The sequence below is a fragment of the Cloacibacterium sp. Arc13 genome (genome assembly GCF_041431305.1).
Lineage (GTDB): Bacteria > Bacteroidota > Bacteroidia > Flavobacteriales > Weeksellaceae > Cloacibacterium > Cloacibacterium caeni_B.
The window spans coordinates 24,567-48,123 of record NZ_JASMRM010000016.1; the positions used below are offsets into that span (position 1 = coordinate 24,567).

Consider the following 23,557-nt stretch of genomic DNA (forward strand, 5'->3'; position numbering starts at 1 on the left):
CAAAGATTATTGAGGTTGAACAAAATCGTTAGCTACTACAAATTTGGTAACTATTGGAAGTTTCTGAGCTGCAAGTCTTAACGCCTCTTTAGCTATTTCATAAGGAACTCCACCTACTTCAAACATAATTTTACCAGGTTTTACTACAGCTACCCAATATTCTACAGCACCTTTACCTTTACCCATCCTTACTTCGGCTGGTTTTTTAGTAATAGGCTTATCTGGGAATATTTTAATCCATAGTTGACCTTCTCTTTTCATATATCTTGTAGCAGCGATACGCGCAGCTTCAATTTGTCTTGCAGTGATCCAAGCACCGTCTATAGCTTTAATTCCGAAAGTTCCATACGCTAATTGAGATCCTCTTTGCGCATTTCCCTTCATTTTCATTTTATGAACACGACGGAATTTCGTTCTTTTTGGTTGTAACATGTTTTCTAATTTAGATTTTAGATTTCAGATTTTAGATTTTAGATTTTAAAAAAGTAACGGTAATTTAAAACTTAAAATTTCAATCTAAAATTTTAATTATTTTCTGTCTCTTTTTTTACCAGCTGGTGCTTTTTTCTGTTGACCAACAAGTGGAGATAATTCTCTCTTGCCGTACACTTCACCTTTCATGATCCAAACTTTCACTCCTAGCTTACCGTACTGAGTAAGTGCTTCACCAATGTGATAATCGATATCTGCTCTGAAAGTAGACAATGGGATTCTTCCTTCTTTGAAAGATTCGCTTCTTGCCATTTCAGCTCCGTTTAATCTACCAGAGATTTGAACTTTGATACCTTCTGCACCCATTCTCATAGTGCTGGTCATAGCCATTTTAACAGCTCTTCTGTAAGAGATTCTGTTTTCAATCTGTTTTGCAATACTTTCTGCAACTAGAATTGCGTCTAGTTCTGGTCTTTTGATTTCGAAGATATTGATTTGGATGTCTTTATCAGTAATCTTTTTCAATTCTTCTTTTAGTTTATCAACTTCTTGACCACCTTTACCGATGATAAGACCTGGTCTTGCAGTAGTGATTGTTACTGTTACTAATTTTAGGGTTCTCTCGATGTAGATTCTAGAGATACCACCTTTAGATAATCTAGCTTCAAGGTATCTTCTGATTTTGTAGTCTTCTGCGATTCTGTCTCCATAATCGTTTCCACCAAACCAGTTAGAATCCCATCCTCTGATGATTCCTAATCTATTACCAATTGGATTTGTCTTCTGTCCCATACCTTTGATTATTGATTATCTTGTTTGTTACCTAATACTAATGTTACGTGATTAGATCTTTTTCTAATTCTGTAACCTCTACCTTGTGGTGCAGGTCTTAATCTCTTAAGTTGTCTTGCACTATCCACATAAATTTCTTTTACAAAAAGATTAGCAGCTTCTATGTCAGCACCTTCGTTTTTAGTTTGCCAGTTAGCAATAGCCGAAAGTAAAAGTTTTTCTAACTTGTTAGAAGCATCTTTTTTAGAATATTTAAGGATATATAGGGCTTTATCTACGTTTTCTCCACGGATGATATCAGCAACGAGTCTCATTTTTCTTGGAGAAGACGGACAATTGTTTAATGAAGCTTTTACAACGTCTTTGTTAGCTTCTTTTCTTGCGATTGCGCTATCTTGTTTTCTTGATCCCATGATTATCTGCTACCTTTATTTTTGTTACCAGAGTGTCCTCTGAAAGATCTCGTTGGAGAAAATTCGCCTAACTTATGTCCTACCATGTTTTCAGTTACATAAACTGGGATAAAAGATTTCCCGTTGTGTACTGCGATAGTTTGACCTACCATGTCTGGAGAAATCATTGATGCTCTAGACCATGTTTTGATAACTGTCTTCTTATTTTGTTCTATGTTTGCCTGAACCTTCTTTTCTAAATGATGTGCGATGAAAGGTCCTTTCTTAAGTGATCTTGCCATAATTATTTTCTTTTAGATACGATGTAACGGTTAGACACTTTGTTTTTCTTCCTAGTCTTGTAACCTTTAGCTGGTTTACCGTTTCTAGATCTTGGGTGACCGCCAGAAGATCTACCTTCACCACCTCCCATTGGGTGATCTACAGGGTTCATAGCTACAGCTCTTGTTCTTGGTCTCTTACCTAACCATCTGCTTCTACCTGCTTTACCAGAAACGGTAAGTTGGTGATCTGAGTTAGATACTGAGCCAATCATAGCCATACATTCTACTAAAATCATTCTAGATTCTCCTGAAGGCAATTTAATGATTGCATATTTACCATCTCTAGAAGTTAATTGCGCAGAAGAACCTGCACTTCTAGCAAGGATTGCACCTTGTCCTGGTCTTAGTTCGATGCAAGAGATCACAGTACCTAATGGTATGTTTTTCAATTTCATTGCATTTCCTACTTCAGGTTCTACATTATCTCCAGAAACTACAGTTTGACCTACTTTAATACCGTTTGGAGCAACGATGTACCTCTTTTCTCCATCAGTGTATTCTACTAAAGCGATAAACGCAGTTCTGTTTGGATCGTACTCCACAGATAAAACAGTAGCAGCTACATCAAACTTATTTCTTTTGAAATCGATGATTCTGTACTTTTTCTTGTGTCCACCTCCGGTATAACGCATGGTCATTTTACCAGTGTTATTTCTACCTCCTTTTTTAGAAAGTCCTACAGTTAGAGACTTCTCAGGTTTGTTGGTAGTAATTTCTTCAAAATTGTTTACAATTCTGAATCTCTGTCCTGGGGTGATAGGTTTTAATTTTCTAACAGACATTACTATTAATTATATAAAATTATTAATTTGTTGCAAAAATATCAATGGTTTCGCCTTCTACAAGTTGAACCAAAGCTTTCTTCAATTTATTGGTTTTACCAACTTGAAGTCCTTTTTTAGTGTATTTCGCAGAAACTTTCGGAGCATAAATCATAGTTCTTACGTCTTCTACCTTTACACTATAAGCAGCTTCTACAGCTTGTTTGATTTGGATTTTATTAGCTTTAGTATCTACTAAAAACGTATAAACTCCGCTCAATTCTGATTGGCTGTTTGCTTTTTCTGAAATGATTGGTTTAATGATAACTGACATGACTTATTTTCTTAAATTTTCTTGAAATTTTTCTACAGCACCTTCGAAGAATACTACTTCACCAGCATTAACTAAGTCATAAGAAGAAATCTCATTATAAGTTAAAACTTTTACTTTCGGTAAGTTTCTTGAAGATAAATATACGTTCTTGTTTGTTTCAGCAAGCACGAATAATGCTTTTTTGCCTTCCAAACCTAATGCATTAAATACATTGATGAAATCTTTAGTTTTAGGAGCAGCAAATGTTACTTCTTCTAATACTTTAATAGAGTTTTCTCTCATTTTTTGAGAAAGAACAGATTTCTTAGCTAATCTTTTTAATGCTTTATTTAATTTGAATCTGTAATCTCTTGGCTTAGGACCGAATACTCTACCCCCACCTTTGAAAGTTGGAGATTTAATATCACCATATCTAGCCGAACCAGATCCTTTTTGTTTTTTAAGTTTTCTAGTAGAAGCAGTAATTTCGCTTCTTTCTTTAGACTTATGAGTTCCTTGTCTTTGAGCAGCAAGGTATTGTTTCACTTCTAAGTAAACCGCGTGCTGATTTGGCTCAATTCCGAAGATAGCTTCGTCTAGTTGCACTTTTCTTCCGGTTTCTTTTCCTGATGTATTTAATACTACTAGTTCCATTTCTTGATAATTACATAAGAATTTTTAGCTCCCGGAACAGCACCTTTTACTACTAAAAGATTTTGTTCTGTATCTACTTTTAACACTTGAAGGTTTTGAACAGTCACCTGTTTTCCTCCCATTCTACCAGCCATTCTAAGTCCTTTGAAAACTCTAGAAGGGTCAGAACCCGCACCGATTGAACCCGGAGCTCTTAATCTGTTGTGCTGACCGTGGGTAGCTTGCATTACACCACCAAAGTTATGTCTTTTAACAACCCCTTGGAAACCTTTACCTTTAGAAGTACCTGTTACGTCTACATATTCACCTTCGTTGAACATGTCCACGATTATTTGATCTCCTACTTTCACTTCGTGCTCGAATTCATTTCTGAATTCCACGATTTTCGCCTTTGGCGTAGAACCAGCCTTTTTGAAATGACCAGCTAACGCTTTAGATACGTTCTTCTCACTCTTGTCATCGAAACCTAGTTGCACCGCTTTGTAACCGTCAACTTCTTCGGTTCTGACCTGTAAAACCGCGCATGGACCAGCTTGAATAACTGTACAAGGGATGTTTTTCCCTTCTTCGTTAAACAAAGATGTCATACCGATTTTTTTACCAATAATACCTGACATTATTAATATATTATACTTAAATTGTTTATTATAACTCCCTATTCTAGAGGAATTTAGTAATATCTACGTCTGAAATAGGCATACTTCTTCCCTAAAATGAGTGTGCAAATGTAAGAATATTTTTTGAACTGACAAACAGTAAGTTAAAATTATTTTCTTTTTTAATCCATTCATGTTCAGCCACTCGTGAAACCATAAACTGATATTTATTCTATTATAAAAATTAACTAAAATATGATGTTTGTAATTAGGAAACGGAAGTCCTTTTAATGCTTATATTTTTGCTATAAATTTAAAATAGCTGTCAAATCGCATGTTTTTCATTGATTAAAACCCTTTCATAACCGTCTTGAAAGCCGTATTTTTGCAAAATAAATTTAATCCTTTCTAAAAATGAATCATTCAGTATACGTAATTACCTCTTCTGCACAAAGCGGAAAATCTATTGTAAGTCTCGGATTAATGCAAATGCTGAAACGCACCACTCCTAATGTGGCGTTTTTTAAGCCTCTTATCGAAAACAAAAATGTAGTAGACAATCATATAGATACTATTTTATCTCACTTTAATGTTAACATGAATTATGAGGATGCTTACTCATATTCTAGAAGTGAGTTTACCGAACATCAAAATCAAGGAAAAATCAATGAGGTTTATGATACCATCATCGAGAAATATAAAAATTTAGAAAATGAATTTGATTTTGTATTGGTAGAAGGAAGTGATTTTACAGAAGAAGGTTCTGTTTTCGAAATAGATTTTAATGGTTCTATTGCCAAGAATTTAGGAATCCCAGTTTTATTAGTAGTAAAAGACAGTTTCGAAACCGTTCCTGAATTGGTAAACAATGTGATTGCAGAAGTCAATTCATTTTTAGAAAAAGACGTTAATATAATAGGAGTAATTGTTAATCGTTGCGAAAAGGAACAAAGCGAAGTACAAAAACTCATCAAAAAAGAAATTAAAAAAGGGATTTTCGTAGCCGTAATTCCAAACAATCCAGAATTAGGAAAACCATCTATCCACGAAATCATCAATCATATTAGAGGTCATGTTTTATTCGGGAAAGAAAAACTAGACAACATTGCGAAAACTACAGTTATTGGAGCAATGCAATTAGCGAATTTCTTGCCTAGAATTACACCAGACAGCCTTTGTATTATGCCAGGAGACAGAAGTGACCTGATTGTAGGAACTTCTTTGGCGAATATTTCACCGAAATACCCTAATATTTCAGGTATTGTATTAACAGGTGGTTTCACGCCAGAAAGATCTATTATCAAATTAATGCTCGACAATCAAAAACCTATTCCGATTATCACCACTAATCTCGGAACCTTTGAAGCTGCATCTGTAATTTCTAGAATTAAACCGAAAATTTACGCCGTAAATAAATCAAAAATAAAATTAAGTATTGACTTGTTTGAAAGTTCTGTAGACGTAGAAGAACTCAATACCAAAATAAACTCTGTAAAAACAGAAAGTCTCACCCCGAGAATGTTCCAATACAATCTCTTGAGCAATGCTAAAAAAATTCAAAAGCACATTGTTTTACCAGAGGGCAATGACGATAGAATTCTAACCGCTGCATCTCAAATTGCAGAAGACAAAGTGGCAAAAATTACCATTTTAGGCGACCCAGAAAAAGTAAAATCTAGAGTAGCGCAACTCGGATTAAACTGGGACGAAAGTAGAATTTCTATCGTAGACCCTCACAATAGTGAATTTTACGAAGACTACGCCAATACTTTATATGAATTAAGAAAATCAAAAGGTTTAGAATTGACGTCGGCACAAGATTTAATGCTAGATGCTTCTTACTTTGGCACCATGATGGTACACAAAGGTCATGCAGACGGAATGGTTTCTGGCGCGGTAAATACAACAGCTCACACCATTAAACCAGCTTTACAATTCGTAAAAACAAAACCTGGTTTCAAAACCGTTTCTTCAGTATTTTTCATGCTGTTAGATGACAGAGTTTTGGTTTACGGAGATTGTGCCATTGTACCCAATCCGAATCCTGAACAATTAGCGGAAATCGCGATTTCTTCTGCCGATTCTGCCAAAACATTTGGTATAGAAACACCTAAAGTAGCGATGCTTTCTTATTCTTCTGGAACATCTGGAAGCGGTGAAGAAGTAGAAAAAGTGAGAAAAGCTACAGAAATTGTAAAATCTCTACGCCCTGATATTTTAGTAGAAGGACCTATTCAATATGACGCTGCGGTAGACCCAATCGTTGGTAAAAGCAAATTGCCAAACTCACCAGTTGCTGGACAAGCCAATGTTCTTATTTTCCCAGATTTAAATACTGGGAACAATACTTATAAAGCGGTTCAAAGAGAAACTGGCGCATTAGCAGTTGGCCCAATGTTACAAGGTTTAAACAAACCAATTAACGATTTAAGTCGTGGTGCTACCATTGAAGATATTTACAACACCGTAATTATTACAGCGATACAATCTACTAACAATTAAACCTCATATTTAGACAGCTCGTCTTAGCAGCCCGACTTGAGTGGAGCTCTTTTTATTTTTTTGAATGGAAAAAGCTTTGGCAAAAATAAAAAAGCGGGAACGGAAGGCGGAAAAGCTGCCCAAATTAAAAATTTTAAAAAATTATTACATGAATATATTAGTTATTAATGCAGGAAGCTCATCTCTGAAATATCAAATCATCAATATTCTTTCTCAAAAAGTTTTGGCTAAAGGTTTAGCAGAACGAATCGGAATTGAAGGGGGTAGAATCAAACATCAATATGCAACGAATGAAGGTTTTGGCGAATATATTTTAGAAGAAAATCTACCAGAACATGCTACAGCTTTCGAGGCGATTACGGGTTTATTAACTCATCCAGATTTTGGAGTTATCGAAAATCCTGAAAGCATCAAAGCGATTGGTCACAGAGTAGTTCACGGTGGTGAAAAATTCACAAAAACGCAAATCATCACTCCAGAAGTGAAAGAAGCGATAAAAACATTAATTCCATTGGCTCCACTTCATAATCCGGCAAACTTAATTGGGATAGAAGCTTCTGAAAAATTCTTTCCAAATGCAGTTCAGGTAGCAGTTTTTGATACAGCGTTTTTCGCTACACTTCCTGAACACGCTTACCGATATGCTATTCCTAAAAAATTCTATACAGATAATAGCATTAGAGTTTATGGTTTCCATGGAACAAGCCACAAATTTGTATACAATGAAGCCAAAAAAATTCTGAAAAATGACCATTTAAAAGCCATTACCATTCACTTAGGAAACGGCGCAAGTATGGCTGCAGTAAATGAAAACGGAGAAAGTATAGATACGACTTTAGGTTTCGGGCCACTTTGTGGATTGGTGATGGGAACCAGAAGTGGCGATATAGATCCTTCTGTGATTTTTTACATGGTAGAAGAATTAGGCTTTTCTTTACAAGAGGTGAAAAACATTTTGAATAAAGAAAGTGGAATGCTTGGTTTAGGTGGAAGCAGCGATGCAAGAGACATCAACGAAAAATGTGAACAAGGCGATGCTGATGCTAAATTAACCTTAGAACTTTACACGCATAGAATTAAAAAATACATCGGTTCTTATTTTGCTTCACTCAATGGAATTGACACCATTATTTTCACGGCTGGTTTAGGAGAAAATGATGCGGTGGTAAGAAGTTGGTCTTGTAAAAATTTAGAAGCGCTTGGAATAAAACTAGACGAAGAAGCGAATGTGAAATTTAATCACACCAAAGTTCCTGTAGAAATTCAAGCTCCAGAAAGCAAGGTGAAAATTCTGATTATTCCTACCAATGAAGAACTGGAAATCGCTCAACAAACGTATGAATTGATAAAGTAAAATAGGCAAAAAAGTGAATATAAAAAATCAGACTATAATGTCTGATTTTTTTTTTAATATTACATTTCATTATCAATTTCTTTATGAATTTTTTCATTTCTTAATTTATGTTCATGATTATCTTCTGCGGCATCTATGGAATGTGATAGATGAATATTGTTATCTTGCTCTGCCAATTCTGATAATTTTTCGTAATATTTATGAAGTTTATCTAATTCTTTTTCTGTTAAATCTTCTATATCAACTATTCTGTTACTGGCTTTTTCGTGTGCTGCTATAAGTTCATTTAGTTTTATCTGAATGGCTTTTGAATCTTTATTCTGAGCTTTTTGAATCAAAAAAACCATCAAAAAAGTCACAATGGTAGTTCCAGTATTGATTACCATTTGCCAAGTTTCTGAAAATTTAAAGATTGGTCCAGTAAAAGCCCAAATTAAAACCAATAAAGAGGCACCTATAAAAGCTCCAGCACTACCAGTAAAAGCAGTTGCCCAATCTGCAAACTGATCAAAAAGATTTTTATTATTATTCATAATATTTTTTTTACAAATTTTACAAAAAATAAGGATATGACTTTTTAAATATTAAATTTTTAATTTATAAAATTATTATATAAAAAAAACTCCCAAACAAAATTGTTTGGGAGGTTATTATCATAGCACGCTTCGACTTCGCTCAGCGCACGGAAACAAATTTTGATATTTTTAAGAGAAAACTTCTGTCTTCAGACTTCCATCTTCTAACTTAATTATCACACTTTGATTTCTACGTCTACACCTGAAGGTAACTCTAATTTCATTAGAGCATCTACAGTTTTAGAAGAAGAAGAGTAAATATCCATCAATCTCTTGTGAGCAGAAAGTTGGAACTGTTCTCTTGCTTTCTTGTTTACGTGTGGTGATCTAAGAACTGTAAAGATTCTTTTGTGAGTTGGCAATGGAATAGGTCCGTTTACCACAGCACCAGTAGCTTTTACAGTTTTCACGATTTTCTCAGCAGACTTATCTACTAAATTGTAATCGTAAGACTTAAGTTTTATTCTGATTCTTTGTGACATTTTCTAATTTTTTAAAGATTAACCTCTTGCTTTAGCAATTACTTCTTCTGCAATATTTGTTGGAGCTGGTTCGTATCTCTCGAACTCCATAGAAGAAGTAGCTCTACCAGAAGATAAAGTTCTAAGCGAAGTAACATAACCAAACATTTCAGATAGTGGAACGAAAGCTTTAATCACTTTAGCGTTATTTCTATCATCCATACCGTTTACAGTACCTCTTCTTCTGTTAAGGTCTCCTACGATATCTCCCATATATTCTTCAGGTGTAACTACCTCAAGTTTCATAATAGGCTCCATAATTACCGCTTTAGCAGCTTTACCAGAAGCTTTGAAACCCATTTTAGCAGCTAATTCGAAAGATAATTGGTCAGAGTCTACTGCGTGGAAAGATCCATCTTTAAGGGTTACTTTCATAGATTCTACTTCGAAACCAGCTAATGGACCGTTTTTCATAGATTCTTTGAAACCTTTTTCAACTGAAGGGATAAATTCTCTAGGAATGTTACCACCCTTAATTTCGTTGATGAATTCTAAACCAGTTTTACCTTCGTCTGCAGGACCAATTTCGAATACGATATCTGCGAACTTACCTCTACCACCTGATTGTTTTTTGTAAACTTCTCTATGGTTAGCAACTTGTGTAAGAGCTTCTTTGTATTCTACTTGTGGTTGACCTTGGTTAACCTCTACTTTAAATTCTCTTCTCATACGGTCAACGATGATATCAAGGTGAAGTTCTCCCATCCCTGAAATAATAGTTTGACCTGAAGCTTCATCAGTTTTCACAGTAAATGTAGGATCTTCTTCTGCTAATTTAGCAAGAGCGTTACCCATTTTATCTTGGTCTGCTTTAGTTTTAGGTTCTACAGCGATACCGATTACTGGATCTGGGAAAATCATAGATTCAAGAACGATTGGTGCTTTTTCATCAGAAAGAGTATCTCCCGTTTTGATATCTTTGAAACCTACTGCTGCACCGATATCTCCAGCTTCAATATATTCTACTGGGTTTTGCTTGTTAGCGTGCATTTGGTAGATTCTAGAAATTCTTTCCTTATTTCCAGATCTTGTATTTAGAACATAAGAACCAGCATCTAGTCTTCCTGAATAAGCTCTAAAGAATGCTAATCTACCTACGAATGGGTCTGTAGCAATTTTGAAAGCTAATGCAGCGAAAGGCTCTTTTACGTCTGGTTTTCTAATGATTTCAGCATCAGTTTTAGGGTCAGTTCCTTTGATATCATCCTTATCTAGTGGAGAAGGAAGATATTTACAAACTGCATCTAGCATGAACTGAACTCCTTTATTTTTGAATGAAGAACCACAAGTCATAGGAATGATAGATAAATCAATAGTTGCAGCTCTAAGTGCAGCATTGATTTCTTCTTCAGTAATAGAATCTGGATCTTCAAAGAATTTTTCCATTAGAGTTTCATCGTAATCAGCTACTGCTTCTACTAATTTTTCTCTATATTCCATTACCTCATCTTTCATATCTTCAGGAATTGGAACTACATCAAAAGTTGCTCCTTGTCCTGCTTCATCCCAGATGATAGCTCTGTTCTTAATTAAGTCTACTACACCTTTGAAATCTTCTTCAGCACCGATTGGTAAAACGATTGGAACTGCATTAGAACCTAACATTTCTTTAACTTGTTTTACAACGTTTAAGAAATCAGCTCCTTGTCTGTCCATTTTGTTTACAAATCCCATTCTCGCAACTTTGTAGTTATCAGCCAATCTCCAGTTGGTTTCTGACTGAGGCTCTACTCCGTCTACTGCTGAGAATAAGAACACAAGACCATCTAATACTCTAAGAGATCTGTTTACTTCTACCGTGAAGTCTACGTGTCCTGGGGTATCAATGATATTGAAGTGGTAAGGTTTAGTTTCAGGAAGTGTTTTCCCTTGATCTGTTGGGAAATTCCAGCTACATGTAGTAGCAGCAGAAGTAATGGTAATACCTCTTTCTGCTTCTTGTTCCATCCAGTCCATTGTAGCAGCACCTTCGTGTACTTCTCCAATTTTGTGAGTTTTACCTGTATAGAAAAGAATACGCTCTGTAGTGGTAGTTTTACCGGCATCAATGTGCGCAGCAATCCCAATATTTCTTGTGTATTTAAGATCTCTACTCATTTCTTAATTAAAATTTAAAGTGAGAGAAAGCTTTGTTAGCTTCTGCCATTTTGTGAGTATCAGTTTTCTTCTTGAAAGCAGCACCTTCTTCTCTAGAAGCAGCGATAACTTCTGCAGCTAATTTCTGAGCCATAGACTTATCATTTCTAGCAGTAGCATACTTAATTAACCATTTCATCGCCATAGAAATTTTTCTATCAGCTCTGATTGGCATAGGAATTTGGAAGTTTGCACCACCAATTCTTCTTGATCTTACTTCTACGTGAGGCATTACGTTAGTTAATGCATCTTTCCAGATTTCAAGAGAAGATTTTTCGTTATCTCCTTTTTTAGCTTCTACGATATCTAATGCATCATAGAAAATTCTGAAAGCGATAGATTTTTTACCATCTACCATTAGATTATTTACAAATCTTGTTACCAATTGATCATTAAACTTTGGATCTGGTAACAACGGTCTCTTTTTTGCTTTTGTTTTTCTCATTGTTCTTGTTCCTTATTTAATGATTACTTTTTCTTACCTTTTGCAGGAGCAGCAGCCTGTCCTGGTTTTGGTCTCTTGGCACCGTATTTAGAACGTCTTTGCGTTCTTCCGTTTACTCCGGCAGTGTCTAAAGCACCACGAACAATGTGATATCTAACTCCCGGTAAATCTTTTACTCTTCCGCCACGTACTAATACTATCGAGTGCTCTTGGAGGTTGTGTCCTTCTCCCGGGATGTAGGCGTTAACTTCTTTTCCGTTTGAAAGTCTCACTCTCGCAACTTTTCTAAGTGCTGAGTTAGGTTTCTTAGGAGTAGTTGTATATACTCTCGTACATACGCCTCTTCTTTGTGGACATGAATCCAAAGCAGCCGATTTGCTCTTCTTAGCAAGTGTGGCTCTTCCTTTTCTAACTAATTGTTGAATAGTAGGCATTTGATTGCTTTATATTATTTTTTATTTTAGGGTGCAAAATTATGAATTATTTTTAAACTGACAAGCATTGATTATGAATTATTTGTAATATTTTTCAAAAAAATCACATCTGACTTCTTTATCTATTGCATCACATTATACACATGCATTATCATTTTGATTTTTTTTCTTTTAAATTATTAAAAGATTCTACATTATTTATTTAAACAATTATTGATATCCAGAGAGATCTTTCAGAAATCACAGATAAAGCAAGAGACGAATAAACCAATGCACAAAAGAGTGGCTACATTACCCAACAAGAGAAATAAATATAGGTACTCATTATTATTTAGGTGAATTATTACTTTTCAAATACCTATGAAGAAATATTATATGAGAATACTCATTTTATTATAAATCATAAAAAATAATTTCAAAATTTTTACATTTGTTGAAAACCTTGTCACAAATGAAAAATTTACTTTATTTATTCATTGCCTCAATTGTAGTGAGCTCTTGTATCTCTTATCAAAAAGGTCAAGATGGAAAACCGGGAGCATCAGGTAAAAATGCTGATGAAATAGTAACCACTCAGGAAAAAAATAAAAAATTAGCAGATTCTCTCGGCGCAGATGAACGTGGCATGAAAACTTATATGCTCGTGATTCTGAAAACCGGCCCAAAAGATGCTGAAATTACAGATAAAATACAGCGCTCCGAACTTTTCAAAGGACATTTTTCTAATATGGAAGCCATGGAAAAAGCAGGAAAACTGAAATTAGCAGGTCCTTTTGCTACGAAAAACGACCTTCAATATCGTGGGATTTTCTTAATCGATGCTAAAACCGAAGAAGAGGTAAAAACTTTGCTTCAAGGAGATCCAACTATTAAAAACGGAATTTTCGATGTAGAAATTCTTCCTTGGTACGGTTCTGCAGCAATACCAATGCATCTGAAATATCATAAAATGATTTCTAAAGAATAATCATGAAAACTCCCAAAACCTACGAAGAATATTGCTTAGATTACCCTGAAGAAACTCAAGAAATTTTAGAAAATCTGAAAAATTTCATTCAAAATCTTCTTCCAGAAAGTGAACTCTGTATAAATTACGGAATTCCAACTTTTAAAATGAAAGGTAAAAACGCGATTCATTTTGGTGGTTTCAAAAATCATATTGGTTTGTATCCTGGTTCAGAAGCCATAGAAATCTTCGCTGAAAAATTAAAGAAATACAAAACGTCTAAAGGTACCGTTCAGTTTCCTTTGCAAGAAGATTTGCCTTTTGACTTAATTCAAGAAATTGTAGAATTTAGAAAAGAGAAATTTTAGTTTTCCACAAGATAATCATTATAACTTTTTCTTTTTGTAATTTTGAAAAATGGAAATCTTATACATTATTCTCGCATTTATTTTCGGTGCTATCTTAGCGTATTTTATATTGAAGTCTTCTTCGGTTTCTAGAAAAAGTTATGAAGAATTGCAACAAAACTTCATCAAAAAAGATGCAGACTTTTCTAATGCTGAATCTAAAATTTTAGAAATCCTTGAGCAATTAAAAGAAGAGAAAAATACAAATGCTTCTCAAGCTGAAATATTGAATCAACTTCAAAATGAATTGGCAAAAATTTCTGCTGAAAACAAAGCTCAAAATCAAAAAATAGCTGAACAAGCTGAACTCAATCAAAAGCAAAACGCAGAAATCAAAGATTTACAATTAGAAAAAAATAATCTAATCGCTATAAAATCTGAACTTTCGGCACAAAATGAGAATTTGCAGAAACTTCTGGATACTCAAAAAGAAGAAATTGTAAAAATTCAGGAAGAAGCAAAACTGCAATTTGAGAATTTAGCGAATAAAATTTTAGAAGAGAAGACCACAAAGTTCACCGAACAAAATCAAAAGAACCTAAAAACAATTCTGGAGCCGTTCCAAGAAAAAATTTCGGAACTGAAAAATCGTGTAAACGAAGCTTACGAAAAAGAAAATAAAGAGCGTTTCTCTCTTGCCGAAAAAGTAAAAGAATTGGCAGAACTGAACCAGCAAATCTCTGAAGATGCCAAAAAATTAACCAGAGCTTTAAAAGGTGAAGCAAAGACACAAGGGAACTGGGGCGAAATGATTTTGGAGAGTATTTTAGAAAAATCTGGCTTGGTAAAAGGTAGAGAATATTTCTTAGAACATCAATTAACGGATGAAAACAACAAAGCGCTTTACTCTGAATTTTCAGGTAAAAAAATGCGTCCAGATGCTGTTGTAAAATATCCAGACGAAAGAAACGTCATCATCGATTCTAAAGTTTCGCTCACCGCTTTCACAGAATTGGTAGACGAAACAGATGCAGAAGTTTATGCAATGAAACTCAACCAACATTTGAGTTCAATTAAAAATCACATTAATCAGTTATCACAAAAAGCGTACGACGATTACGGAAAATCTCTGGATTTTGTAATGATGTTCATTCCAAGCGAGCCTGCATACATCGCAGCTATGCAAGCTGACCAAAACCTTTGGAATTTTGCTTATGAAAGAAGAATTTTATTACTAAATCCAAGTAATTTAATTACATCACTCAAACTCATTGCAGACCTTTGGAAACGCGAATACCAAAGTAGAAATGCTATGGAAATTGCAGAACGTGGAGCAAAACTGTATGACAAATTTGTAGGATTCGTAGAAAATCTAGAGAAAATTGGCAAAAATATAGACAATGCCAAAAACTCTTATACAGATGCTTACAAACAACTTTCTACAGGAAATGACAATTTGATTATTCAAACCCAAAAATTAAGAACTTTAGGGATTAAAAATAAAAAACATTTACCGAATAGTTTAACTGAAGAAATGGGAAACCAAATTGATTTCTCTGAAGAATAAAATTCAATTTATAAAAATTTACTTTGCGCACTTTGCGTTTCAAAAATATGATTATCGAAAGCTTACAAAACGAAAAAATAAAAAATCTCAACAGATTAATTACAGACAATAGGTTTCGTAAGAAATCTGGAGTTTTTGTGGTAGAAGGGAAACAAGAAAACGAACGCGCATTGCAATTCGGGTTCGAAAATTTGGAATTTTTTATTTGCGAATCTATTTTTGGAATCAATCATCCCGATGGTAAAATACATTTTGTTTCCAGTCAAGTATATGAAAAACTAGCTTACAGAGGAACTTCGGAAGGAATTATCGGCATTTACAAAACCAAAGAATTTGATTTAAAAAATTATCAACCAAAAGACAATGCTTCAGTTATTGTAGTAGAATCTGTAGAAAAACCAGGAAATCTAGGCGCAATTTTGAGAAGTTGTGAAGCTTTTGGAATAGATGCATTAATTGTTACCGATTCTAGAGTAGATTTTTACAACCCAAATGTTTTACGAAGCAGCGTAGGTTGTTTTTTTGGGATGAATGTATTTTCTGCAACCAATGAAGAAACTTTGGCGTTTTTACAAAAAAATCGTTTCAAAATATACACTACTTTTATGGATGAAACCGCCGAAGATTTATACAAGAAAAACTTCAATGAAAAATCTGCATTATTTTTCGGAACGGAACATTCTGGTTTAAGTGATTTTTGGCTTCATAAAGGTGAAAACATTCTCATCCCGATGTCTGGAACTATAGACTCACTTAATCTAAGTAATGCAGTGGCTATTTCCTGCTACGAAATACTGAGACAAAAACTCACCAAATAAAAAAAACCGCCTCGTTTTCACGAGGCGGTTCTGTTTGTAATTAATTTCTTAATTATTTTTTCACAGCTTCTTCTACTTTAGCTGCTCCTTCTTTCACTTCTTTAGCTGCATCTTTAGCAACGTCTTCTACTTTTTCAGCAGCTGAATCTACTACAGCAGCAGCAGAGTCTACAGTTACCGCAGCTGAATCTACCATTGCATTTGCAGCTGAATCTACTGTTTCAGTTGTTTCTTTTTTGTTACAAGCAACTAATGCTAAAGCAGCTACAGCTGCTACGAATAATGATTTTTTCATAATAATAAATTTAATTTAAGGGTTTAAAAAATTTGTTTGTTTCATTTTGTTGATACAAATGTAAAACTACTTCGAAAATTAAATTTGAAAATTCATTGTAAATATCTTTGTAAAGAGATTTTACAAAAAAAATAAAATTGATAATCAGAAAATTAAATATTTTTAAGCCTATTTCTATTCAACTTCACTAACTTATAAATACAAAAAAATCATCTAAAAAAAATTAGATGACTAACTATTTAATTTTACATTTGCAATAATAAAAAAAACGCTCCTCTAAGAGGAACGTTTTAGTTTTTCTGTTGAGAAAAAATTATTTTTTAACTTCTTCTACTTTAGCAGCAGCTGAATCAACAACAGCAGCAGCAGAATCTACAGTAGCAGCAGCAGAGTCAACAGTAGCAGCAGCAGAGTCAACAACAGCAGCAGCAGAATCTACATTCTCAGTAGCTTCAGTAGTTTCAGATTTTTTACAAGCAACAACAGCTAATGCAGCGATAGCAGCTACGAATAATGATTTTTTCATAATAAATTAATTTAATTAAATTGTTTAAAAATTGTTTTGTTCACTTTTAACACAGCAAAGATAGGGTCATAGAAAAAATTTGTTTTAGAAAATTAATTGTAATATATTTGTAAAATAGTTTTACAAAAAACTAATACTGATAATCAAACACTTAAATAATCTTATAAGATTTTGGCAGATTTAGATTTATTGCATTTCGAGCAATTAAAAGCAGAAGTTCAGGCGGAATATCTTAAAAATCACCATCCTTCCTACGATGAAATTTCGAAGTGGAAAGGAATTGATATTATTTATTTTCAAGAAGATTTACGAAAAAAAGCAAAGGGAAATATTAGCGAAAAGTCTTTCTATACTTATTTCAAGACGGTTCCTTCTAGCAAATTACCCAGAATAGACATGCTTAATTTATTGGCCATCTATGCAGGATATCAATCTTGGTATGATTTTAAGAAAAATCATCTTTTTGCTAATGAAATTATTTCCGAACATGAAAAACCATCAGAAATTCTTATTGCAGATGAAGAAAAATTAGAAATTTCTACTGAAAAACAAGCAGAAACAGTTTTTTCAACACCTGAAAAAGTTATTCCAACTATTGAAAAAACTACCACAACAGAAATTCAACCATCTCTTGAGGAAACAAAAACAAGCGTTCCAACATCTTCATCATCACAAAGGATTTTCAAAAATCCTTTGATAAGCCTTATCAAACAATATTTTTGGCTCATTTCTTCTGTAGTATTAATGACTATGGTCTTGATTTTAGTTTTTTGGCAAAGAATTTTTGCAACAGATTATAAATTCACATTTATAGATGCTGATAGAAATACAAAAATAAAGGACATCATAGAAATAAGAGTTTTAAAAGAAAATGAAACTCCAATAAGATATATTATCAATTCTGGCAAAGATATTGAAGATGATGAATTAGGTGTTTTTAGATTTCCAACTCAAAGTAAGACTTTGGCTATGGAAGTGAATTCACCTTTTTACAGAAAAGACACTATTTATAGAAATCTAGATCCTGCAAGAACTAATGAGACGATAGAACTAGAGCCAGATGTTTATGCACAAGCTTTGTACTATTATTCTACCAATGATATCAGCAAAAAAAGAGAAGAATTAGATAAAATTATCAGCAACAATGCATTAATTTATCAAGTTTTCGATAATGAAACGTATGGTGTAGAAACCTTAGACAAACAAAAATATATAGGACTTGTCACGACACCAACTACTTCATTGAAAAATTTTAAAATGATAGAGACTAAAGTGAGTCCAGAAACTAAAAAAATAATCCTTATTAAATTTAAAATACAACCTGATGAAATCACTAAATAAAAATGTAATCTTTACTTTATTTCTAGCATTAATGACAATTATTGCTTGTAAAAAAGAGCAAACAATAAGTGATATAGATGTATTAAGAAACGGTAATAATGAAGATGTATATTCTACCACAAAACTAGACAGTGCACAAGCTATAGCAAGTATCACTCAGCAAAAACTACAAGAATTATACGATATTTCTGCGCTGTATTCTTCTGGAAATAAAAATACAGCAATTGACTCACTTAATTATGAGCAAATTCAAGGCTATTTTGTAAAAAAAGATTCGGCGAATGTAATGGGGTTATTAAAAGAACTGGATAGTCTAAAAGTAAAACTGGTTAAAGTAAAAAACCTTAGCATCAATACTGAAATCAATGGAAAAGACACCTTAGATTATGCTAATTACACAGTAGAATATAAAGATAGAGACCAAAGAATGATTGGCGAATTCAATAAAAAATCTCAATATAAACTCTTGAAATCACCTGTGAATTTCAAAAAAGAATTCAAATTTTATTTTGTAGAAATAGATGTACAACCAAAAGACAGCACTTCTGTAGGCGTAACCAAATAATCCAATTTTACATCGTGTAAAGAAACATCATCAATAGAATTAGTCGGCGAGAAGTAATTCACGCCGATTTTTTTTGCATCAAGATTAATTCCTGCAAAAAATTGGTCGTAAAAGCCTTTTCCATAGCCTATTCTATTTCCTAATGCATCACAATACAGTAATGGTGTAATTACATAATGAAAAGCATCAGATTCATTTTCATTAGATTCTGGCTCTAGAATCCCCCAAGAATTTTGCAAAAAAACAGTGTCTGGCTTAATCTGAATAGAAATAATCTTATTCCCAACCATTTTTGGAACAAAAACCTGAATATTTCTTTCAAAAAAATAATTGATAAAGATTTTAGTATTGATTTCGTTCAATTTTTCAATTGGAAAAAAAATATGAACTCTCTGATTTTCAATTACATTAAATTGTAAAACGAAATTTTCAAATATTTTCTGAGATAATGACAAGACCTCATCTTTCGACAAGGTCTTTCTCAAATCCATATATTTTTTACGTAAATCTTTTTTAAACATTTTAGATTTCCTTTACCGATATAATTTTCACTGGACAAGCTTTTGCTGCTTTTTCACATGGTTCATACGCATCAGGAATCGGTGTTTTAAGCGTAAAGAAACCTTTCTTATCAGCAGATTTCAATAAAACAGATTTCCCGTCTTTCTTAGACATACGAAAATATTCTGGCGCAAACTCCGCACAGTAATTACAGCCAATGCATTTATCTCTTTGTAGTGTAATAATTACCATTATAACTTAATTAGTGTGAGTAAGCTCCTTCATCTACATTATTCTGTTGTGTACCAGGCTCTTCTACTTTTACAATTTTGTATAATTTATCAGATGGGCGAACTCTAAATTCTGTTTTAAAAGTAACCACATCAAATTTCGAAGCTTTAGTAGCCCCTTCTTTACCATCTACCATCATATGTTCAATTACCATTTCTTGAGAACCAGTAGTAGGACCTTGAATCAGAACTCTATCTCCTATATTTAAATCATAGGCTTCAATTAAAAATTCTGCAATATTTGATTTTGGATAGAAATGCCTTCCTTTACCAATGTAAATTTTCTTTTGCGTAGCGCTACTTCCAGAGTTTGGTGACCATTCTCCTAATTCTTGACCAAGATAATAACCACTCCAGAAACCTCTGTTGTAAACCGTTTCTAGCTGCTTCATCCAACCTTCTACTTTCTCTGCAGAAAAAGTTCCATCAGCAATGCTATCAATGGCTTCTCTGTAACATTTAGTCACCGTTGCTACATATTCTGGCGCTCTTCCTCTTCCTTCGATTTTTAAAACTTTTACACCAGCATCTACAATTTGGTCTAAAAATCCTATCGTACAAAGATCTTTAGGAGACATCATGTATTCATTATCTAATTCTATTTCGAAGCCAGATTCTTGGTCAATAACTGTATATTTTTTTCTACAATTTTGCTTACAAGCTCCTCTGTTTGCTGAAGAATTATTAGAATGAAGACTCAAATAACATTTCCCAGAAACAGCCATACAAAGTGCACCATGACCGAAAATTTCTATTTCTACTAAATTTCCAGAAGGTCCTTTGATTTGCTCTTTTTCAATTTGATAACAGATTTTTTTGATTTGAGTAATAGAAAGTTCTCTACTCATCACCATCGTATCTGCAAAAAGTGCATAAAACTTAACCGTTTCAATATTGGTGATATTAATTTGAGTAGAAATATGAACTTCCATGCCTATTTGTCTTGCATAAGCAATTACAGCCTGATCCATTGCAATTACCGCAGTAAGATCTGCTTCTTTTGCTTTGTCAAGTAAAGTTTTGATGATGGATAAATCGTGGTCGTAAATAATGGTATTAAGAGTAAGATAAGTTCTCACTCCTTTTTCTTTACATCTTCTAGAAATTTCTGGTAAATCTAAAATCGTAAAGTTCATAGAAGCTCTAGCTCTCATGTTGAGCTGCTCTACACCGAAATATATTGAATCTGCACCATTATCTAATGCTGCTTGTAAAGAAGTAAAATCTCCTGCTGGAGCCATTAATTCTATTCTTCCGCTTTTTGTCATTCTAAAATGTAAAATTTTTGCAAAGATATGTTTTTTAGAATTATTCTAAAAAGCTTATAATAGATAGATTCGATTTATACTAATATCTTATTTTTTTCTTACTCAAAACATAAAATAAGACTATAAAAAATAGAACTATAAAAAATAAAGTAGTCCACATGATTACTAAAATTAATGATTTTGCTAATAATCAAATTTACTTCAACCTATCTTTGGATTCAATACGTAAATTGTATGATATTCAATAACAATTCTAAAATTTTCTTAAACTCGTTAAACTTTGTTAAAAGTGTAACACTAATAATTTAGTGAACACTAATTTTGCATTAAATTTGTTATACATAAACTATAAAAGAAGAATTAACAATGAAGAACAGTTTAAAACAATTATTACCTTTTGCTGTTGTAGGTATATTATCTGGTGCCACAACTTTTGGTGCAATAGAATATTTCAAAACGAATGAAAATAACAGCGATTTTTCTTATTTCCATACTGCAAATGATAATGTAAAATTCGCAGGAATAAATTCCGCAAACGTGGGCGATGACTTTGTAAAAGCTGCAAAAACGACAGTTCCTGCAGTGGTCACCATTAAAAATTATCAATCCAGAAGTTCAAGTTCAAACAGAATGTCAGAACAAGACTTATTTGAACAATTTTTCGGAAATCCTTTTGGAAATCAAAGACAAAACCAAAAACAACAGCAGCCTCCTAAAGATGTCCCTTCTGGATTAGGAAGTGGTGTGATTATTTCACCAGACGGTTACATTATTTCTAATAACCACGTAGTTGCAGGTGCCAATAAATTAGAAGTTATTCTAAGCAACAAAAAAAGTTATGTAGCTAATCTTATTGGAACAGACCCAAGTACAGACATCGCTCTTCTAAAAATTGAAGAAAAAGGTTTGCCTTATCTTAATTTTGCCAATTCAGATTTAGTAGAAGTAGGACAATGGGTTTTAGCAGTAGGAAATCCTCTGGGTTTAAATTCTACCGTTACAGCAGGTATCGTTTCAGCTAAAGGAAGAAGCATAGACTTGCTAAGTCAACAATCTAGAACTCCTATTGAAAGTTTCATTCAAACTGATGCGGCGATTAATCCAGGAAATTCTGGTGGTGCTTTGGTTAATGTAAACGGAGACTTAATCGGCATCAACTCTGCCATTTCTTCTAATACAGGTTATTATGAAGGCTATGGCTTTGCTGTTCCTGCTAACTTAGCTAAAAAAGTAGTTGAAGACATTAAAAAATTCGGCTTGGTACAAAGAGGATTCTTAGGAGTTGTAAGTTTAGATCTTTCTGACGACAGACAAGTTGCCGCTTATAATCAAAGTCAAAAAGCCAACATCAAAGCAAGTAGCGGAATTATGATTACTGAAATCACCGAAAATAGCGGTGCTGAAGATGCTGGATTAAGAAAAGGAGATATTATCAAAAAAATAGATAATTCTACCATAGAAACTTTCGCGGATTTATCGGCAGCAATTGGTAGCAAAAGACCTGGAGATAAAGTTATGGTAACTTATATTAGAAATGGTAAATCTTATACTGAAACTGTAACGCTTAAAGACCAAAAAGGAGGAACTTCATTCCGAAGCAAAGCAGATTTATCTGTTACGGAAAAAATTGGTGGTGAATTTGATGAATTGAGCGATCGCTATAAAGTAAGTTTTGGAATAGATAGTGGGGTGATTGCAAGAAATATTGTAGAAGGTGGTGAATTAGAAAAAATAGGGATTTATGACAATTACATTATTATAGAAGTCAATGGAAAACCTGTAAATTCACAGAAAGATGTAGAAAAAATTCTTAATACTTACAAAGGTGCAGTCTCTATAAAATTTATGGATGAGTACGGAAGAATTTACCAAAAAGGATTTAAAATGCCTTAATCAAGTTTTATAAATTCCAAAGAAAAAGCCTTTCAAAAAATTTTGAAAGGCTTTTTTTATTTAGATTTAGGAAATTCTTTCCTTTTATTTCGTTCGTAAATTACTTCTACTATTTTTCCTCCTAACCATGCAAAAGGAAAATATACAATGAAGATTAAAATTTTATAAAATGTAGGATGATAAGGGAAAACAATAATGTCTAACATGGCTATAAATAGCAAAATGAAGCCAATAAGAATCGCATAAGCTACTTTAGCATACTTTACAATAATTGCCGTAATAACTCCGCCAATTGTTGCTCCAAAACCTGAAGAAAGAAGTAAAGTCCAGAAAAAACCTGGCTTATTTTCTACACTTTTCAACAATTCCCACCAATGTTCAAACGGAAAAAAACCTTCATAATTCACCCATGATGAATTAATTTTTACACCCAGCGAAATAATGACTCCTGCCATCGCCAAGCCACATAAAACGCCCAATGTATTTCTTAAAAAATTCATGTCTTAGAACTGATGTGCAATCATAGAGATTTCTACACTCACATTTTTTGGCAAACAAGAAACCTCTACTGTTTCTCTTGCTGGATAATCCCCTCCTTCGAAATAAGATGCATAGATTTCATTCATCACTGCGAAATCATCCATACTTTTTAAGAAAATAGTAGATTTTACTACATTCCCGAATCCCATTCCTGCTTCTTCTAAAATGGCTTTTAGATTTTTCATCACTTGGTGTGTTTCTATTTCTATTCCATCCAATAAATTCCCAGTAGACGGATCAATAGGAATTTGACCAGAAATATAGAGAACGCCATTAACAAGGTTAGCTTGTGAATACGGACCAATTGCAGCGGGTGCATTGTTAGTAGAAACTATCTTCTTCATATTTTTGTAAAATTATCATGCAAAGATAAAATTTCTGAACAAATAAAAAATAGTGTTCAGAGATT

General features: G+C 33.4%; 29 protein-coding genes. 9 read left to right on the forward strand and 20 right to left on the reverse strand.

The features are described from left to right. Window positions 1-6: 6 nt before the first annotated feature. The 8 genes from rplP to rplC all read right to left on the reverse strand — a co-directional run bounded on the left by rplP (window position 7) and on the right by rplC (window position 4,305). Entirely contained in the window at window positions 7-432 is a 426-nt protein-coding gene (gene rplP, locus QO190_RS11170) for a 50S ribosomal protein L16 (protein WP_069800895.1), read from the reverse strand. A gap of 96 nt (window positions 433-528) precedes the next feature. Next, the gene (gene rpsC / locus QO190_RS11175; RefSeq protein ID WP_069800893.1) at window positions 529-1,224 is read right to left on the reverse strand and encodes a 30S ribosomal protein S3; all 696 of its coding nucleotides are present in this window, start codon (window positions 1,222-1,224) and stop codon (window positions 529-531) included. Window positions 1,225-1,232: 8 nt separating this feature from the next. Next, complete coding sequence (gene rplV, locus QO190_RS11180) at window positions 1,233-1,637, reverse strand: 50S ribosomal protein L22 (RefSeq protein WP_069800891.1); 405 nt, start codon at window positions 1,635-1,637, stop codon at window positions 1,233-1,235. Between the two features lie 2 nt (window positions 1,638-1,639). Next, the gene (rpsS, locus tag QO190_RS11185; protein ID WP_069800889.1) at window positions 1,640-1,918 is read right to left on the reverse strand and encodes a 30S ribosomal protein S19; all 279 of its coding nucleotides are present in this window, start codon (window positions 1,916-1,918) and stop codon (window positions 1,640-1,642) included. A gap of 2 nt (window positions 1,919-1,920) precedes the next feature. Further along, window positions 1,921-2,742 (reverse strand): 50S ribosomal protein L2, encoded by an 822-nt coding sequence (gene rplB / locus QO190_RS11190; RefSeq protein WP_069800887.1) that lies wholly within the window; start codon window positions 2,740-2,742, stop codon window positions 1,921-1,923. A 22-nt stretch (window positions 2,743-2,764) separates the two neighbouring features. After that, complete coding sequence (rplW, locus tag QO190_RS11195; RefSeq protein WP_274780522.1) at window positions 2,765-3,055, reverse strand: 50S ribosomal protein L23; 291 nt, start codon at window positions 3,053-3,055, stop codon at window positions 2,765-2,767. A gap of 3 nt (window positions 3,056-3,058) precedes the next feature. Further along, complete coding sequence (gene rplD, locus QO190_RS11200; RefSeq protein WP_069800882.1) at window positions 3,059-3,688, reverse strand: 50S ribosomal protein L4; 630 nt, start codon at window positions 3,686-3,688, stop codon at window positions 3,059-3,061. Continuing rightward, entirely contained in the window at window positions 3,679-4,305 is a 627-nt protein-coding gene (gene rplC, locus QO190_RS11205; protein WP_104793859.1) for a 50S ribosomal protein L3, read from the reverse strand. The genes rplD and rplC overlap by 10 nt, the downstream gene beginning before the upstream one ends. A 393-nt stretch (window positions 4,306-4,698) precedes the next feature. Between rplC and pta the strand changes: the two genes are divergently transcribed. Together pta and QO190_RS11215 are read left to right on the forward strand one after the other, a co-directional pair. Further along, on the forward strand, window positions 4,699-6,786 hold the full coding sequence (gene pta / locus QO190_RS11210; protein ID WP_371462885.1) for a phosphate acetyltransferase: 2,088 nt from the start codon (window positions 4,699-4,701) through the stop codon (window positions 6,784-6,786). A gap of 148 nt (window positions 6,787-6,934) precedes the next feature. Further along, on the forward strand, window positions 6,935-8,140 hold the full coding sequence (locus QO190_RS11215; protein WP_371462886.1) for an acetate/propionate family kinase: 1,206 nt from the start codon (window positions 6,935-6,937) through the stop codon (window positions 8,138-8,140). A gap of 59 nt (window positions 8,141-8,199) precedes the next feature. On the opposite strand, the gene QO190_RS11220 is transcribed toward QO190_RS11215, so the two are convergent. The 5 genes from QO190_RS11220 to rpsL form a co-directional block, all read right to left on the reverse strand. Then, entirely contained in the window at window positions 8,200-8,673 is a 474-nt protein-coding gene (locus QO190_RS11220; RefSeq protein ID WP_069800874.1) for a low affinity iron permease family protein, read from the reverse strand. A gap of 218 nt (window positions 8,674-8,891) precedes the next feature. Continuing rightward, complete coding sequence (gene rpsJ / locus QO190_RS11225) at window positions 8,892-9,197, reverse strand: 30S ribosomal protein S10 (protein ID WP_069800872.1); 306 nt, start codon at window positions 9,195-9,197, stop codon at window positions 8,892-8,894. A gap of 18 nt (window positions 9,198-9,215) precedes the next feature. Further along, complete coding sequence (fusA, locus tag QO190_RS11230) at window positions 9,216-11,333, reverse strand: elongation factor G (protein ID WP_213196898.1); 2,118 nt, start codon at window positions 11,331-11,333, stop codon at window positions 9,216-9,218. Between the two features lie 7 nt (window positions 11,334-11,340). Further along, entirely contained in the window at window positions 11,341-11,817 is a 477-nt protein-coding gene (gene rpsG, locus QO190_RS11235) for a 30S ribosomal protein S7 (RefSeq protein ID WP_069800868.1), read from the reverse strand. 23 nt (window positions 11,818-11,840) lie between these two features. Then, window positions 11,841-12,251, reverse strand: coding sequence for a 30S ribosomal protein S12 (gene rpsL, locus QO190_RS11240; RefSeq protein WP_069800866.1), 411 nt, complete (start codon window positions 12,249-12,251; stop codon window positions 11,841-11,843). Window positions 12,252-12,702: 451 nt separating this feature from the next. Here rpsL and QO190_RS11245 point away from each other — a divergent pair, with 451 nt between their 5' ends. From QO190_RS11245 to QO190_RS11260, 4 genes are read left to right on the forward strand one after another with little or no spacing between them, the layout of a single operon-like run. Next, window positions 12,703-13,218 carry a YciI family protein gene (locus QO190_RS11245; protein WP_371462889.1) on the forward strand — a complete coding sequence of 172 codons (516 nt, stop codon included), beginning with the start codon at window positions 12,703-12,705 and terminating at the stop codon, window positions 13,216-13,218. Between the two features lie 2 nt (window positions 13,219-13,220). After that, window positions 13,221-13,565, forward strand: a complete 345-nt coding sequence (locus QO190_RS11250; protein WP_371462891.1) for an iron chaperone — start codon at window positions 13,221-13,223, stop codon at window positions 13,563-13,565. A 49-nt stretch (window positions 13,566-13,614) separates the two neighbouring features. Further along, window positions 13,615-15,111, forward strand: a complete 1,497-nt coding sequence (gene rmuC, locus QO190_RS11255; protein WP_371462893.1) for a DNA recombination protein RmuC — start codon at window positions 13,615-13,617, stop codon at window positions 15,109-15,111. A 47-nt stretch (window positions 15,112-15,158) separates the two neighbouring features. Further along, window positions 15,159-15,929: a TrmH family RNA methyltransferase gene (locus tag QO190_RS11260; RefSeq protein ID WP_371462895.1), complete on the forward strand. Its 771-nt coding sequence runs from the start codon at window positions 15,159-15,161 to the stop codon at window positions 15,927-15,929. 52 nt (window positions 15,930-15,981) lie between these two features. Here QO190_RS11260 and QO190_RS11265 read toward each other — a convergent pair whose 3' ends face one another. After that, entirely contained in the window at window positions 15,982-16,224 is a 243-nt protein-coding gene (locus QO190_RS11265) for a hypothetical protein (RefSeq protein ID WP_371462897.1), read from the reverse strand. A 313-nt stretch (window positions 16,225-16,537) separates the two neighbouring features. Continuing rightward, window positions 16,538-16,750, reverse strand: coding sequence for a hypothetical protein (locus tag QO190_RS11270; protein ID WP_371462899.1), 213 nt, complete (start codon window positions 16,748-16,750; stop codon window positions 16,538-16,540). Window positions 16,751-16,921: 171 nt separating this feature from the next. Here QO190_RS11270 and QO190_RS11275 point away from each other — a divergent pair, with 171 nt between their 5' ends. Both QO190_RS11275 and QO190_RS11280 read left to right on the forward strand, forming a co-directional pair. Continuing rightward, a complete protein-coding gene (locus QO190_RS11275; RefSeq protein ID WP_371462901.1) occupies window positions 16,922-18,091 on the forward strand; it encodes a hypothetical protein in 1,170 nt (389 codons plus the stop codon). Then, window positions 18,075-18,656 (forward strand): hypothetical protein, encoded by a 582-nt coding sequence (locus QO190_RS11280; protein WP_213190036.1) that lies wholly within the window; start codon window positions 18,075-18,077, stop codon window positions 18,654-18,656. Before QO190_RS11275 ends, QO190_RS11280 begins: the two co-directional genes overlap by 17 nt. Here the strand turns inward: QO190_RS11280 and QO190_RS11285 are convergent. Genes QO190_RS11285 through QO190_RS11295 form a run of 3 tightly spaced genes read right to left on the reverse strand, consistent with a single transcriptional unit; the run spans window position 18,596 to window position 20,715 of the window. After that, window positions 18,596-19,147 (reverse strand): 5-formyltetrahydrofolate cyclo-ligase, encoded by a 552-nt coding sequence (locus QO190_RS11285; protein ID WP_371481331.1) that lies wholly within the window; start codon window positions 19,145-19,147, stop codon window positions 18,596-18,598. The two genes, QO190_RS11280 and QO190_RS11285, sit on opposite strands and share 61 nt — an antisense overlap. Window positions 19,148-19,178: 31 nt before the next feature. Next, a complete protein-coding gene (locus tag QO190_RS11290; protein WP_069800836.1) occupies window positions 19,179-19,409 on the reverse strand; it encodes a ferredoxin in 231 nt (76 codons plus the stop codon). Window positions 19,410-19,419: 10 nt separating this feature from the next. Further along, the gene (locus tag QO190_RS11295; RefSeq protein WP_371462905.1) at window positions 19,420-20,715 is read right to left on the reverse strand and encodes a peptidase U32 family protein; all 1,296 of its coding nucleotides are present in this window, start codon (window positions 20,713-20,715) and stop codon (window positions 19,420-19,422) included. A 366-nt stretch (window positions 20,716-21,081) separates the two neighbouring features. On the opposite strand from QO190_RS11295, the gene QO190_RS11300 reads away from it, so the two are divergent. Then, window positions 21,082-22,608: a trypsin-like peptidase domain-containing protein gene (locus QO190_RS11300; protein ID WP_371462907.1), complete on the forward strand. Its 1,527-nt coding sequence runs from the start codon at window positions 21,082-21,084 to the stop codon at window positions 22,606-22,608. A 56-nt stretch (window positions 22,609-22,664) separates the two neighbouring features. Here QO190_RS11300 and QO190_RS11305 read toward each other — a convergent pair whose 3' ends face one another. Together QO190_RS11305 and QO190_RS11310 are read right to left on the reverse strand one after the other, a co-directional pair. Continuing rightward, a complete protein-coding gene (locus tag QO190_RS11305; protein ID WP_371462909.1) occupies window positions 22,665-23,108 on the reverse strand; it encodes a hypothetical protein in 444 nt (147 codons plus the stop codon). A gap of 3 nt (window positions 23,109-23,111) precedes the next feature. Continuing rightward, window positions 23,112-23,492, reverse strand: coding sequence for a RidA family protein (locus QO190_RS11310; protein ID WP_371462910.1), 381 nt, complete (start codon window positions 23,490-23,492; stop codon window positions 23,112-23,114). Between the last annotated feature and the right edge of the window lie 65 nt (window positions 23,493-23,557).